This is a genomic window from bacterium, assembly GCA_024742285.1.
Classification (GTDB): Bacteria; Myxococcota_A; UBA9160; order UBA9160; family UBA4427; genus UBA4427.
In genome coordinates, this window is the sequence record JANSYR010000001.1 from 581,843 (window position 1) to 595,858 (window position 14,016).

General features: G+C 62.4%; 13 protein-coding genes. 3 read left to right on the forward strand and 10 right to left on the reverse strand.

Annotated features, from left to right (window positions below):
- Positions 1-46 precede the first annotated feature (46 nt).
- A complete protein-coding gene (locus NXI30_02570; protein ID MCR9093079.1) occupies positions 47-1,615 on the forward strand; it encodes a hypothetical protein in 1,569 nt (522 codons plus the stop codon).
- A 264-nt stretch (positions 1,616-1,879) separates the two neighbouring features.
- On the opposite strand, the gene NXI30_02575 is transcribed toward NXI30_02570, so the two are convergent.
- The 4 genes from NXI30_02575 to NXI30_02590 form a co-directional block, all read right to left on the reverse strand.
- Positions 1,880-2,716 carry a hypothetical protein gene (locus NXI30_02575; GenBank protein ID MCR9093080.1) on the reverse strand — a complete coding sequence of 279 codons (837 nt, stop codon included), beginning with the start codon at positions 2,714-2,716 and terminating at the stop codon, positions 1,880-1,882.
- A 915-nt stretch (positions 2,717-3,631) separates the two neighbouring features.
- The gene (locus NXI30_02580; GenBank protein MCR9093081.1) at positions 3,632-4,603 is read right to left on the reverse strand and encodes a hypothetical protein; all 972 of its coding nucleotides are present in this window, start codon (positions 4,601-4,603) and stop codon (positions 3,632-3,634) included.
- Between the two features lie 242 nt (positions 4,604-4,845).
- The gene (locus NXI30_02585; GenBank protein ID MCR9093082.1) at positions 4,846-5,475 is read right to left on the reverse strand and encodes a hypothetical protein; all 630 of its coding nucleotides are present in this window, start codon (positions 5,473-5,475) and stop codon (positions 4,846-4,848) included.
- Between the two features lie 64 nt (positions 5,476-5,539).
- Positions 5,540-6,106 (reverse strand): hypothetical protein, encoded by a 567-nt coding sequence (locus NXI30_02590; protein MCR9093083.1) that lies wholly within the window; start codon positions 6,104-6,106, stop codon positions 5,540-5,542.
- Positions 6,107-6,498: 392 nt separating this feature from the next.
- Here NXI30_02590 and NXI30_02595 point away from each other — a divergent pair, with 392 nt between their 5' ends.
- Entirely contained in the window at positions 6,499-7,002 is a 504-nt protein-coding gene (locus NXI30_02595) for a hypothetical protein (protein MCR9093084.1), read from the forward strand.
- Positions 7,003-7,580: 578 nt separating this feature from the next.
- Complete coding sequence (locus NXI30_02600; GenBank protein ID MCR9093085.1) at positions 7,581-8,117, forward strand: hypothetical protein; 537 nt, start codon at positions 7,581-7,583, stop codon at positions 8,115-8,117.
- A gap of 407 nt (positions 8,118-8,524) precedes the next feature.
- Here the strand turns inward: NXI30_02600 and NXI30_02605 are convergent, their stop codons facing one another.
- The 6 genes from NXI30_02605 to NXI30_02630 form a co-directional block, all read right to left on the reverse strand.
- Positions 8,525-9,277: a PEP-CTERM sorting domain-containing protein gene (locus NXI30_02605; protein ID MCR9093086.1), complete on the reverse strand. Its 753-nt coding sequence runs from the start codon at positions 9,275-9,277 to the stop codon at positions 8,525-8,527.
- Between the two features lie 179 nt (positions 9,278-9,456).
- Entirely contained in the window at positions 9,457-10,068 is a 612-nt protein-coding gene (locus tag NXI30_02610) for a hypothetical protein (GenBank protein MCR9093087.1), read from the reverse strand.
- 158 nt (positions 10,069-10,226) lie between these two features.
- Positions 10,227-10,850, reverse strand: a complete 624-nt coding sequence (locus tag NXI30_02615) for a PEP-CTERM sorting domain-containing protein (protein ID MCR9093088.1) — start codon at positions 10,848-10,850, stop codon at positions 10,227-10,229.
- Positions 10,851-11,178: 328 nt separating this feature from the next.
- Positions 11,179-12,120: an AraC family transcriptional regulator gene (locus tag NXI30_02620; protein ID MCR9093089.1), complete on the reverse strand. Its 942-nt coding sequence runs from the start codon at positions 12,118-12,120 to the stop codon at positions 11,179-11,181.
- A gap of 211 nt (positions 12,121-12,331) precedes the next feature.
- Positions 12,332-13,192, reverse strand: a complete 861-nt coding sequence (locus tag NXI30_02625; protein ID MCR9093090.1) for a hypothetical protein — start codon at positions 13,190-13,192, stop codon at positions 12,332-12,334.
- A gap of 13 nt (positions 13,193-13,205) precedes the next feature.
- Positions 13,206-14,009: a ubiquinone biosynthesis protein COQ4 gene (locus tag NXI30_02630; GenBank protein MCR9093091.1), complete on the reverse strand. Its 804-nt coding sequence runs from the start codon at positions 14,007-14,009 to the stop codon at positions 13,206-13,208.
- Between the last annotated feature and the right edge of the window lie 7 nt (positions 14,010-14,016).

A 14,016-nucleotide genomic window follows, 5' to 3' on the forward strand; every position in this document is an offset into this window, starting at 1 on the left:
ACGGAACGCCTCACGTCGCACGACCGAACGATCCGGGATCGCCGCGATGAGCGGACGTAACATCTCTCGGTGGGCACGAGGGCTGCTGGCGTCGATCATGCTCGCGACGGGTACGGCACAGGCAGCGGACGTCGAGAGTCCGAACTATCGGATTCCGAACCTCACGGTCACCGGGGCCGCTGGCGACGCGTCGGGCACCGGCGTGCGACTTCGATGGAGCGTGGGAGAGACGCTCAGCGCACAGAGTGACGGCGATCTCGGCGCTCGCCTCGGGTTCCTGCGGACCGTCATCGCCTACACGGATCGACCTCCGCTTCGGCCGCTGCCCGCCTTCGCTCGCGTCGAACGTTTCGAAGCGGATCGCTATCTGCCCGACCTCCCCCTCGACGGCCAGCAGGGATGGAGCGCCTTCGGACTCGGTTCGGCGGAGGTCGGGGACGGCTTCGCGGCGACGGGTGTGCAATCCGTCGAGATCGCGCAGGGCGATGCCGGCGAGGACGGCGTGCGATTCCCGATCGGGCTCGCCACCCGCAATCGCCAGCGCATCTCAGCACAGACCACCGTGTTCATTCCCAGCACGCCTCCCAGCGGCAATCTGGGCACCTGGACGGTCGGGCGGCTCGCCTTCGGTGTGGGCGGTTCGGAGGATCGAAACATCGAGCTCAACGTGATCGAAGAGCCGACGAGCGCCGTCGGAGAGCTCTCGGTGTTCGCCGGACTTGCGACGCGGAGCGCCGGCTTCGTCTCACTCGACCGATGGAACCGCTTCGAGCAGGTGCTCGACGTGCCCTCGCAGACCCTCGAAGTCTTCCTGAACGGACGCCTTGTCGAGGCGGGCCCCTACGAGCTCGACCCCACGCGGATCCTGGCGTCGTTCGAACTCCTGAAGGTCAAGGGCGACATGCCCGCAGTCTTCGACGACGTCGACGTACGAATCGACGAGACCACGCTCTTCGACACCTCGATGGAAGGTCCCGAGTACCAGCTCCTCGCGATCGCTGGCCAGAATGGTTGGGCCTCCTTTCTAGACGGCGGAAACGCGGACGTCGGCACCGCCGCGGCGGCGGGCGGCCAGGGGATCACGATCACCCGCGGAAGCGGCGAGGGCCCGGACGCCATCGCGCGGGTCTTCCGCGAGCCGACGCTCGGACGACGCGTCGAGATCGGCGTCAGCGCCTTTCTCGGCTTCGCGTCGACGTTCTCGGAATGGACCGTCCTGGACTCGGGATTCGATCGGGGCCGGATCGTAGTCCGCGTCTCGCCGTCCGGCAGGGTCCAGGTCGTCTACGACGGCGTCGTCCACGACCCGGGCTACTTCGTCGATCGCGAGCAGTGGAACCGCTTCGAGCAGATCATCTCCCCGATCGGCCCGTCCGCCGCGTGGATCGAAGTCCGCGTCAACGGCGAGCGTATCCATGCGGGCGAAGGACTGAACGTCGGCAACGTCGAACTCCGCGACGCCTTCTTCCGCGGAAGCCAGGTCGCGAACGACTTCCTCCACATCGACGATCTGCGCATCACGCTTCCCGAGCCGGGTCTGGTCATCCCGGTCGCTCTCGGCGGAACGTTGCTGGCAGGGGCAGCGCGGAGGAGAATCCGACGATCCCGCCCCTGACGCTTGGCACGTCGGCCATTCGTCCGAACGTGGCAGAACTGCTCTCTCGGAGACATGGGTCTGAAAAGCTGGCGGTGGGGGGAGTCGCGGGCGTACTGGTCTCAGCCGACGATTCCTTGCGATTCCTTGAAATGCACGGAAAGTACAGGGAATTCCTGTCGATTCGGGCCCTACGAATACGCTGGCGCGGGACTTTCCGGCGTCATTTCGGTTGGTTGGGGATCAATTCCCTAAGGCACGGAACAGGGAGTTTCCGAGCCCCGATCAGGGAATCGGCTCAGAAGCCAGGCTCGCGTCGATCGCGCGCGTGATCGAAGCCAGCTGACGAGCGACCGCGGCAGGCGCGTTGAGGCCCTCGCCGACACCCATCATCAGAACGACGAGTTCTTGCTCTCGGTACGTCGAAGACCGAGCCGACCGCCGACCCTGGACGAGGCCGCCCAAGAGCCGCTGATCTCCTTGCAGGACGCTTTCGATTCGTTCGAGGTAGGCATGAAATCGACGACGCGCGATGTCCTTCTCGTCGGCCTGTCCGTCGTGTCCCCAATATCGTCGGAGTGAAACGATCGGAACATCGTTCCTCGTATCGAAGCGCCAGAACAGCACCTCTGGTCGATCGGTTTTCGTATCGATGCCCAGACGCGTCTCGAAGAACTCGATCGTTCGCCAAGGACGGCCACGGCTCGTCCCGAAGTACTCGACCATGTGACGAGACGGCTGAGCACCGATCGCCGGGAACGAGGCCCTGGCGAACGCCTGCAGGCCCACGGGTGAAGAGAACGCACTTCCGACTCCTTCAGAGTCGAGCGCTTCTTCGCGCGCCTCCTCCTCGGCCACATCGATTTCTTCCAGCCACGCCAACCAGTCCGTCAGGTATGGATGAGAACCCCTGTGCGCGCGCATCGCGCTGAGGACGGCGTCACGTTCGACTAAGACGAACTCCTCCGGCCGACCTGTGTGATCACCCTCGTGGACCCATCCAGTCTTGAAGTAGATGCAGACTAGATCGGTCTCCTCGTCGGTCGCGAACTTCCTGCCTGCGTCGAGCGCCCGGTCCAGCTGATTCGAGTGGTGCGAAGTGTTTGTCTTGTCCTCGATCACGAGATGGACTGATTTACGACCTTCGAAATCGAAGTCGGCCAGGATATCCGCGTGTCCGGTCTGCCTCGAGAGGTCCCTGAGAACAGCCTGAACCGCCCCGGGAATCCCGGAGACTCGGTTAGTTGAGTCCGGCCTTCTCGGCCGGACTCAACTAACCGAGCCTCCGGCAAACCCGGGGCGGTTCACGTCTCTATGGGTTTGGCATTCCTGCCTCCGAAGAACTCGATCCCCGGCCCACCGATTGGCTTCCGAGTCGTTGACAGCAGTCAAGCCGACTCGATCGTCGTAGATGCGAAGTAGTGCGTCGGCTGCCTGCCGCGCATTCTCAGGCACGAAGTCAGCGCGAGGCTCCGCCCTCTGACGGTTAAGATTGAGTAGGACGAATTCGACACAAGCGACCTTCGCATCGATGCAGTCTATTAGGCGCTTGTCGTAGCGGGCACCCGGCAAACGCATTACCGAGACCCCTTTGCTCCGCTACTCCGAGTCAAAGGCTAGGGAGGTTTCCGCTGGCGCAGCTCGATTGAGACCTCTCCATACACGGTGATTTATTCCGACTTCGCTCAGGCGGAGTGGCCGGATCGAACGGACGAAACCGCGCGATTTTCCGCGAGTGGCCTCGCACCGTGGCGAGCAGTCTCTGCTCGAGCCACCTCAGTGGCGGTGGGGGGAGTCGGGAGCGAACTCGTCTCCAAGAGTGATTCCCTGATCGACAGGGAAAATACAGGGATTGTCGCCGATTCCGGCGGTCGCAGAGACCGAACCAGCAGAGATTCCACCGCGGATCCAGCCGGTTGGAAACGAATTCCCTATGGGCTCGAACAGGGAAGCCTTTCGTGCGAACAGGGAATCTCCACAGCGCAACAGGGAAAATCGCCTCCCTGTTCAGCACACCCATGGCTCCGATCGCTTCGGCTAGTCGCCAGTCGGATCGCGTCCGAAGAAGAACTCCACCTCGAGCAACTCGAGGTCCGGCGCGCCTTCATGGAAGCTTGCGGGGTAGACGAAACCCTTCGTGAGCTCCGTGATGGCGATCTCGTCCCACACGCCCTGCGGCTCCGATTTCTTGACCCAGATAGCGCTCGGCATTCCCTCCCGCGTGAGCGCGAAGCGAAGGAGGACGCGGCCGGCGGGCGCCCCACTCCGTTCGAGGGCGTTGCGCTCGAGGGAGAATGTCTCGGCGCGGATCGGCTGGGGATCCTCGGGGCGCGTGCGCGCGCGCTCGGGCTTCGCGGATGGCCGCTCCATCGCCGCGAGTTCCTCGAGACTCTCGACGCTGGCCTGCTCGAGCGCCTCTCTCGCCCGCGCGAGCCCCTCGTTGGCGGCGATCGCCAGGAAAGCGACTCGACCGGGGTCGACAACGCTTCGGCGCCGCAGATCGAAGGAATCGACGGCCAGGCCCCTGATACCAAAGGCGTACATCGCGTCGATCTGACCCTGTTCGGCGGCGGCGCGGATCCACCGTTGGCTCTCGGCCTCGAGCTCGTACTTCGGTCGCGTTCCGTGGCTGCTCATAGGCAGCATGAGGCCGTAGAGGTACTGGCCGGTCGCGAACCCGGCGTCGGCGGACCGAAATAGGTGGTTCATCGCCAGCTTCATCTGACGCAGCTTCTCCCCCGAGAGCGCGGAGCGCTCGGGGAACAGAATAGACTTCTGCAGGGCGTCGAAGCCGACGACCCCGTAGATGATCGCGTGACCGTACTGGGCGTGTCCGGCGGGCGTGGTGGGCCCCGCCTCGGCGCAAAGGGCCAGCACCTTCGAGTGACTTCCGGGCGCCAGGATCCGGTCGCAGTCGTTGGCGTGGGCGGCACACGGGAGGCCCAGAACCAAAGCGACCCATGCGGCAATGCCTCGTCGCGTCAACCTCGTCTCGCGTCTCTTCGTCATGCTCCGACCATTCCTCGCGCGCGGTGGCGCGTCGAGGTGTCAGCCTATCCGATCGTATCACAGCCCCGAGATACGGCGGGACCCAGCCGATCATTGCTGAGCTGAGTAGACAACAGAAAAGTTCCAGACACTTCGGACGCGTGAATCGAGTCGAGCGTCCGAAGGGGCTTCATCAATTCAACGAACCCCCACGCGCGAAGCGTCGCCCTCGAAAGGGATTCGAAACGTCGTTGCGTCTTCGCTCATCGGGCCGTCTCCGCGACCACCTGATCGACCGCCCGCGTGATCGCACGCTCGATGATTCCTGCCACGCGCTTGTCGCGAATGCCCTCGAAGCGTTCGAGCGGCTGTGCGTAGACTGCCCGGCTCACCAAGCGCTCTCCGTCGATGTTCATCTCGAGTGTCACCACCGCAGCCGGATCGTAGTTCGCGTTGTCGGACAAGCTGAACCCGCCGGGCATCGTCTCGTCCGCGACGCAGGAACTGCCGGAGAGCATCCCCGCGATCCAGTTCGGACCGTGCGTCGAATTCGCGCTGGTGACACCATGACGCATCACTGTCTGCAAATTGAGGAAGACATCGAAACGAACCAGCTCGACCCGATCGACTCCGATGGTCGCGTGATCGAGTCGGGATTCGAGGTAGCGCAAGCGGCTTGGAACCAGGTTGCCTTCTCCGATTCGATAGACGGCGTAGCCGCAGTTCATTCCACCAACGGAGAGCACCTCCGTCTCAGCGAGAACACCCTCCGAATTGCGGGAATCCGTAAGCGATGCTCCCGGCGTCGTGTCATCGATGGGATAGTTCATTTCGTACGCGACGTTGACGCACCCCAGAAGATCAACCGCCACGACGAAAGACGACACGATCACGAGCCATCGAGAGCCTCGCCGGACGCTTCCGCGCGGAACGCACCCTTCACGAATCACAACCGTTCTACCCGTACCAGTCCATCATTGCGTTGAGTCCCGGATTGAGCAGCTCCCTGTGGAGATTCGTCAGAATGGCTCCATGGCTGGCCGAGTGGAATACGATCTCGAATCCCACAGGGTCAACCATTTGCAGTTCGTATCCCCACCCGAAGCCGGACGAGTGTGCCAGGAATATCCGAAGCTCGAGGGCGTCATGGGCGCCACGAGGAGCGCGATGGCCGCGTAGAATTTGATCGAAGCAACCCAGGTCTGCCAGCACTTCGTCCATGTACGCGTCGACCCACGCTAGTACGCCTCGTGATGCATTGAAGACGAAGAGCCGCTCGCGCTTCGATAGAGCGACAGATTCCGCGCGCACGATGCGCACCTTCGCCCTCACGCCCGTCGGATAATGGAGCGTGTCCGGATGCCGTTCATACGGGATCACGCGCGGACCGCAGGCAATACCGACCGCGCCAACGACTAGCAGACAGGCGAATGCGCAAGCGGCGCGTTCCAGGCGCTGCGAAGTTCGCCGAGCTGCGAGCTCCGAAGACACATGCGACCTGTCGAATCCGCTCCCGAAGATCACGAGAAAACTCCGACGCGCAACGTGACTCTTCCCGCGAAGCGAGCCCCGCGTCACGCTTCATCCATAGGAAAGATAGTTCGCGGACTTGCGGCAGGCGGGCCTTGCCGCGACCAGAATAGTACCCATCCCGAGGAGCTGTTTGACGAATCGTCCCATCGACCGCCCCATCCAAGTCTTGGATCCGCCTGGGTTGAAGTGCCGACGCGTTCGCTCTGCATACGGCCGACCCACGGAGGTGCGGACTTTATGGAGCCTTCGCAAGTCTCCCTCCAAGACTAGATTGACGCGCGACATGTCGCCTATCTTCGAGGGGTTAGTTGCTCGGCGCATGATCTCGTGTCGCTCGATTCTCAGTGACCATGGTGCCGACCAAAGCATTCGAGGAGAACGTAATGAGCCAACGCTGGCAGCTCGCTCGGTCGGGCGTCGGTAGAGCTGCTCTGCTCGTAGTTGGATTCGTTGTCTTGTCTGGCTGCCCAGCGGCCCGCGGGCCGGCTTTCGCCGAGGTTCAGCCGAACGTTGGGGAGAACAAAGTACTTCTTTATGTATTCCGGACAGGCCCCTTCCTGTTCAACGTGGACCTCGAGATTGGAGACAAGAAGATTCTCCGATTCAAGAGGCGATCGTTTACATGGCTCGCGCTTGACCCGGGAGTTTATGAGATTCGAGTTCCTGGAGATCTGGGCGGTCGTGTGGGCTTCAAATGCGAACAGCGGCTGTCGCTGGAGTCGCGGGTCGTGTACCTCGAATTCGAGGTGCTCGGAAACGGGGCAGGGTGCGCACTCGTGTCTGCTTCAGTCGCGAGAGCGCTAATGTCGGATCATCGTTTCCTCGAGCCGCTGACACGAGATCATGCCCCGTCGATTCCGTTGCCCGCGGCAAGTGGGGGCCGATGATGGACAGCGTTCGCGTGCTCTTCGCTGTCGTCCTAGCGGCGGGGATGGCGGTGGGCTGTGCTGGCACTCCCGATTCCCTGACTCGAACCAGACGTTTCGAATGGCACGGTGCCGCCGGGCAGCCCCGTTCTGAGGTCGCAGTACTGCGAATTGAGGGAGGAGTGAAGCGAATCGAAAGCGTCGAGATTCCCGCCGATGTCGGCTACGTCGTTCTTCCTCCCGCCGTTTACGGGGTAAGGGTCGAAGAGAGTCTCGGTCAGGGCCACCTAAAGCACACGGTCTTTTTCGACGCGAGGCCAGGGCGGACGTACTCGATTCGTCGCAACTGGGACCGAGGCATTTTGGCTGGGCCCTCGGAGACGAAAGCCTACGACGATACGAGCGATCCGGAGCGACATATTACAGCAGAAGCACTCGTTGGAATTCCATTGTTCGTCCCCTTGGCGGCGACTGCGAACGATGCAGTGCTGGAGCCGATGTAACGCAAGGGCTTTTGGGCGGAGCTCTGGCCGTCCGGAGTGCAGGAGTAAAATGTGCGGCGTTTCCGTGCCCTCGTACAACCGAATCCGCTTGTCATTGTGGCCGCAGCTTTCTGCGCATTCGGATGTGCTGGAGCAACAATCGGACCCGCATCGTCGACGCTTTCCCCGATCGGCGAGGTGCCACAGGCGCGCCGGGATACGATTGGCGTTGCGATTCTGGGCCAACGTGAGTTTCGAACGAACGTCCTCGTGTTGATGTCGTCGGAAACTGATGCACGCGGCGCAGCTCTTCGTCTGCAGCGCTCGCTTACGGCATCGCACGCCACGCCGGTCGAATTTGACGAGGCAGGTGGCGGCAGAGTGTTCTTCTTCGATATCGATACGCCGCTGCAGACGTCGAGCGGCCTCCGCATCGTTCTCCAGTCGTTCTTCGTTGACGATTCGGCCCAGTCGCTGATCAGGCAAATCGCGCCCAGAATGCACGTTCTGCTTGCGGTCGGCGACGTCGAGCCCCTCGCCGCTCTCGAAGCGTCGAGCGCGCAACCCCACGCGTTCGCTGTGACACCCGACGCGCTCCGAGCAGCCATTCACGAAGTCGGGGCGTACGTCGCTGACGGTGCTGGATCCCTCTGACATTAGAGGGCTGCCGCCGAGCGTGCTGCGCGCATGCTGCTTCCCCCGTGGCAGGGCGAAACGGCATCCATCTGCTTCCAAGATTTTGTGGCTCGCGCTAGTAGTCGCTTCCGCGACTGGTTTGAGCAGACCATCGACGCGTTGAGCAGGTCGAGAACAGGGAACCGAGGCTCCCTGTACCTGACTTTGCGCGCGAACTCCGTCGAGATCGCCGTCGCGTGAAGGTTCAGGAATGGCCGCACCGTTGGAACAACCGCACGAGCCGCTCGCCTAGATTCTGAGCGCGGCAATCGTAGTCGCAAGGAGCGCCACGCGGGACCAGACGCGGAGCGTCGGTACTCCCGAGGCATGCCCTCGCCCGCGAGTCTCGTTGCGCCCAGGAACGCGGAGATTCTCCAACATGGCAATCATCGTCTTCTCGTCCGCGCGAGGCCGGCGAGGCCCAGCAGGACGAGCAGACCCGTTCCGGGCTCGGGAACGATCGTCGAGTGAATCTCAGTGATCTCACCGAGGTTCAAGAGGGTCAGGATGCCGGAATCCACCATTCGATACTCGAGCCTCGACCGATCGAACGCAATTTCGTCGAGGTCGGTGGGCATCGCACCAAGCTGGAGGAACGAAGCTGAGGTGTCGGCGAGGGAAACCGTCAACCCGTCCCAAACAAACTGAACTAGATCCTGGCGCGAGTACCCGCCCGTCTCCGGATCGAACTCGTAGAGCCCATCACCCGTCAGAAAGTCGGGTGTCCCATTGAGCAGAATCCGCCGACCGGCTGGACCCGGAATAGTCGGCGTCGCCGGTCGTTCGTAGCCATCGAACAGGGTTCCGTCGATCAGAATGCTGAAGTCGACGGGGGGCGTCACGAACTCGAACCCGAGTGTTGCGGGGTCTCGGGTGAAGGTCTCCAAGTACTGAGTTCGAATGGCATCCGGTCCGAGGATACCGCCAGGGGGAGGCAACGTACTTGCCCTCGGATCGAGGTCCGTCGAATGCTCGACGACAATCTCGAACTGTGAGCCAACGGCCGCGGCCAGAGGCGAGTCCGGCCCCGCATCGGCGACTGTGCCCAGGAACGAATGCCGCACGACTTGTGCAGTCGATGTCGCGGGGGCGAGTGCGGAGACGAGGAGCGGGATAAGCAGGAAGGTCAGTCGGGGCACTTGGGCTCAGCTCCCAATCAGGCAGGTGCTCTGTAGGCTTCCATCGGGATGGGCTTCTGCAAGACAAGTGGCTCTTCTCACCCGTATGTGGCGCAGCAAAGCGAACGATCGATCCACGCATCGAGATACTGCGCTATCGGGAGCCGCTGCTTGCTAGGCACGACTGACGTTCTGCCCGTTCATCCCTTCGGGTCGAGAACCGTCGAGCGGAAGTGGTCGATGCAGTACTCTGCCGCGACTGCGAGCTCTTGCTTGAGTCCTGCAGCACCGTTCTCTACGAGTTCCTCGTGAGTCGGCGCATCATCCGTGTACTCCGGAACTCGCGAACAGAACCCCTCGGCCAGTAGCTGCTGGGATCGGGTATCGACAAGACGAAGTTTCGCCGCGTATATCACGCGATAGCGTGCCCAGTTGGCGGGAAAGTAGATGTAGTTCCAGTTCGTCGTTTGAACATCGACGACGATATCGGCGGAAGAGTAGGTATCCGCAATCTCCTCGACACTTGCTCCGTCGACCCTGCGACCACCGTTCGGCGAGACGACCGCTCCGTACTCGCGTGACAATCGAACCGCAAGCGCGTCCGCGATCTCATGCGCTGGATCTTGAATATCGTTCTCCTCGACGAGTTGGTTTCCGGCTGCGATCATCGCGAACGCACCGACCATCGCGAAGGTTGCCTTGCCTGCAGTTTGCGCCGCGAAGTCAGGACGATCGCGAAGTGTCGTCGTCACCGTGCTGCCATTCACTCGGGCAGCGCTGTCCGGTTCGAGGGGAACCGTCCGTGTGCTCACGCATCCTGATAACAGCGACAGTCCCGCGACGAGTGCTACCGCTCTAGCGATCGTACTAGATACCCCTCCTCTGCTGGCAAGCCCGACACACTCCATCTCAGCCCCACAGACGCATTCAGCGCTTCCCCGCCTCCGAGACGGCTCACCTAGACATCGGCTCATTCGAACGCCCCACGTCTACTCGCGGCCAGCCCACACAATCCCGCTCCGAGGAGCAGGGCCGTGGTCGGCTCTGGAACTGTCGTCAGGTTGTAAGTGAATACGGTCGTCGTGTTGGGAATGACGGCCGATGCCTGAAAGGTCGTCTCCCCGCCCAGCGTGAGATCGAATACGATCGAAGAGGGAAGATCGGTCAGTGTCGTGAAGGGCGATGGGAATGTGCCGTTGGAGCTAACGAACGGACAGCCTTCGACGGCGCCACCATTCTCCACGCAGTCGATCGCCCGAAACTGACCGGCGGGTGCGCTCAACGTGCCGGCGCCGAAGCCTCCGGTGAAGATCGCTTCGGCGTTCTGTACGGTGTTCGTGAAAGACGTCACGGCATTGGCGCGGTATTGAATCGTGAGGATACCGGCGTCGTCTAGCGTGGCGGTTCCGCCGAGCCCGAAGCCACCCGGATCGTTGCCGGCGTCGGCATTCACTGTTCCAGGCGCGATGCCCGAGATATCGCCTGTGAGCACGACATCGAACTGGGCGATTGTTGCGCCCTGTGCAGCTCCGACGAAAACGAGCGCGAACGCGAAGGGCATGAGAGAATGAACACGAATGATCGAGAGCAGCATTGGACAGCATCCTTACAGCAATAGTCGTGGGCTATATCGCTCCGCTCCATCGTGGGCGATGAGCGAAATCGAGAATCCGTGCTTCGAGTTCCGAGCGAGGCTCGGCCCCGACGTTCCGGACTCACGACCAGAGCAGGCTACCGTCCGCGGCGGCTGAATGTTTTACCGATCATCCCATCGATGATCTCAGCGAAGCGCGAACTCCGACGAATCTGAAACGGGGCCGCAATCGCGACGCAACTCTCGTCCGCAGAGGTTCACCGATCGAGAGTCAGGTGGACCGGAGATCGATCCTCACTACTGTAGGCGTCTGGGCTCTGAATGACCGTCAGGGAGCCCAGCGAACGGGTCGTCGCTTTCGCTTGCGCCATGAAGCCTTCTCACCCTTCGAGACGACTGGCATCCAAAACTCGTCCGGCTCTCCGCGAGCCGCGCCCATTGACCTGAGCTGAACACCCTGCGCGTCGTACTCGAACTCCGAATACGGCAGCCAATCCTGGAACGCAAAGACGACCGTCTGGGTATACAGCGTTCGCGGTCCCGAATGCCGAAACACAGCGAACCGCGCCGGAGGAGTCCGTTTGACGGTCAGCCCATCGGGGACTTCTCGTGGCAGGGATTCGACGCGCACGCCGGCCAGAGTGAGCATCTCGTCACCCCGGCGCTGGTCCTCGCTTGCGGCCGGATAGGTCAGGCTAAACCTCGGTCCTCGGGCGAGCTCACCAGCGACAGAGTCGAATCGCTCCCACGCCGACGGAATCACTTCCTTCACGTTCGTGCCGTCGGACATCGCCCAGATGAAGGGGGCAACGACGCCAATGAACATCTCTTCGCCGCGGTGATCGAGGCGCGGCACTCGCGATTCCGGATTGAGGCGCATCTCGAGGCGCGCTCGCGTCAGCCGAGGCTCCATCAGATCCGAGAATCGATCTGCTTCTTCCCGGAAGGTCGCAGGGGCTACTCCAAAGTGTGCGCGAAAGGCGCGCGTGTAGGCCGCCTGCGACTTGAATCCGACGTCGATCGCGATCTCGAGCATCTTCTGATCGGTCGACAGCAGCCTGTCCATCGACAGGCAGAGCCGCCGTCGCTGGCAGTAGCTACCAACCGATTGGCCCACCAGGTTGGAGAAGAGTCGCTGAAGGTGGGTTCTTGACACGTCGCACGCATTGGCGATGTCGACGACGCGCGGTGAATCAAGGAGGTGATCTTCGATGTAGTCGAGCGCGCGCTCGATCAAGTCCAGCTGGTGTGAATTCGTTTCGTCACTCATCGTAACCTGGTTGGCCGAGTCTTCGCGGAAGCTCGGACCGACTCTCAACGGGGCGAAGATTCGCCCGATTGTCGACAGACGTTGCGAGCTCGTGGCAGTCAGCGGTCACCGCGGCCTCTGACCACCGCGGCGCGTCAATCATGACGTCAAGGACTCGCAATGCAACCCGCCTCGCCCAACCACCAGCCAAGGCTTGGTCACTCTCGGACCGCTAGATCCGTTGCGGGCGTGCGCCGAAACGCCAGGCGGCGAGGATGAAGACTGCAATCGGGGCCTGAAACATCTGGAACGCGATGCTCGGCATCATCGCTTCGAATCCGATCGAGGATCGAGCGATCGCGATTGCCAAGAGTCCATTCTTGGCTACCAGCTCGACTGCGATCGTCGCCGTGTCGATCCCGGAGACGCCGCTGGCTCGACAGACCACGACTCCCAGAAGACCAGCCACCGTGGCCAGCCAGAACGCCGGGACCACGCTGGCAGAGAAGCTACCGATCGGGAGTGGTCGACCCTGAAAGTCCATCATCATCGCGACGATGATGGCGACGAGACTCCATTTCGAGAGTCTCCGCGAGACTGCTTCGGGATCGCCTGCTCGTTCTCTCCATGCGATTCCGCAGCACATCGGTAAGATGGTGAGGAGTCCGAGCTCGAGCGCGGTCGATACGATGGGCAGATTGACTGCGGCCCCTTCGCCACCGTGTAGCCACGAGTAGGCCGAAACCCAGACGGGAACAGTGCCCAGCGTGAACAGGGTCGCAATGCCGGTCAGCGAGACCGACAGCGCGGTCGATCCACCCGCGAAGAAGACCAGCAGGTTCGAGATGAGCCCCCCTGGACAAGCCGCCAGAACGACCAGCCCCGCGCCGACGTCTGAAGTCAGCCCGAAGGCGAGCGCGAGTCCGATTCCCACCAACGGGGTGACCAAGAGCTGCATTGCGGTGCCAAGTACAATGGAGCGCCGCTCCGAGGCAATCCGTCGAAAGTCATCGATGGACAGCGTCAATCCGATCGCGAACATCATCACGAAGATGGAAACCGGGAGAAGAATCTCGCTCATCAGAGACAGCATCTCGGTGCCACTCCTAGCTGGCGGAGGCGCGGGCCGTGACCTGGCCGTCGCTTGTCTCCTCTAGAACCCCGTTGGGATGGACGGCCAGCGGATCGCCAACGCGAAATCTCTCACGCACCACATTAAGCGGAACGGGGAGCAGCTCTTCGTAGGGGGCGAGGATGAGGCTCGCCGCCCGACGACCTCGACGATACGCCGTCCAGAGGAACCGGCGGACGGGCCAGTTCCGGTGGAACAACATCAGGACCGTGAGAAGTCGAAGTCCAGGTCCCGCGACCCCCTGCCCCCGCGTGAACAGCAGGACCGCGTTCTCACCGATCGGATCGGTCCCGTACCCGGTGATGACGTGCCAGAGGTCGTGAGAGACCGATTGGCGTTTGGCGAACCAACTACGCAGCGGATCGAGAGAGCCCTGAATCTCCTGCCGCCTCTCCGCCATCTCCATCAAAGACTTCGCCGTGATTCCGTTCCGGTCGGCGTACGCCTGGAACTCGCGGCCGAGGCTGCCGGCGGGGAGCGATTCGAGGAGATCGCGATCGTCGAGCAGCCGTGGTAGGTCGGGACGCTCCCGCAGCAGGCGCATCCCTTCGGCGCTGGCAGAGAATTCCTGGAAGGGTCGGTCCCCATCGAAGTAGCCGCCGAGGGCCTCGACCATCTCCATCCCGAGCTCGGTCTTCGTGGGATCCTCTCGCATCTGCTTGAGCAGATCGAAGGCGTGACGCCAGTCGCGGGTGGCTTGGGGCGGAGGCACGGTCCCGACGATTTCGGCGATTTCGGTGCTAGAGAGTGATGATGCCTGGGGTGTCGTCGCGCTCATGGCTGCT

Coding starts and splice junctions, on each gene's coding strand:
- NXI30_02570 (MCR9093079.1), top strand. CDS start 47: ATGAGCGGACGTAACATCTCTCGGTGGGCACGAGGGCTGCTGGCGTCG.
- NXI30_02580 (MCR9093081.1), bottom strand. CDS start 4,603: ATGACGAAGAGACGCGAGACGAGGTTGACGCGACGAGGCATTGCCGCA.
- NXI30_02595 (MCR9093084.1), top strand. CDS start 6,499: ATGAGCCAACGCTGGCAGCTCGCTCGGTCGGGCGTCGGTAGAGCTGCT.
- NXI30_02615 (MCR9093088.1), bottom strand. CDS start 10,850: ATGCTGCTCTCGATCATTCGTGTTCATTCTCTCATGCCCTTCGCGTTC.
- NXI30_02620 (MCR9093089.1), bottom strand. CDS start 12,120: ATGAGTGACGAAACGAATTCACACCAGCTGGACTTGATCGAGCGCGCG.
- NXI30_02625 (MCR9093090.1), bottom strand. CDS start 13,192: ATGCTGTCTCTGATGAGCGAGATTCTTCTCCCGGTTTCCATCTTCGTG.
- NXI30_02630 (MCR9093091.1), bottom strand. CDS start 14,009: ATGAGCGCGACGACACCCCAGGCATCATCACTCTCTAGCACCGAAATC.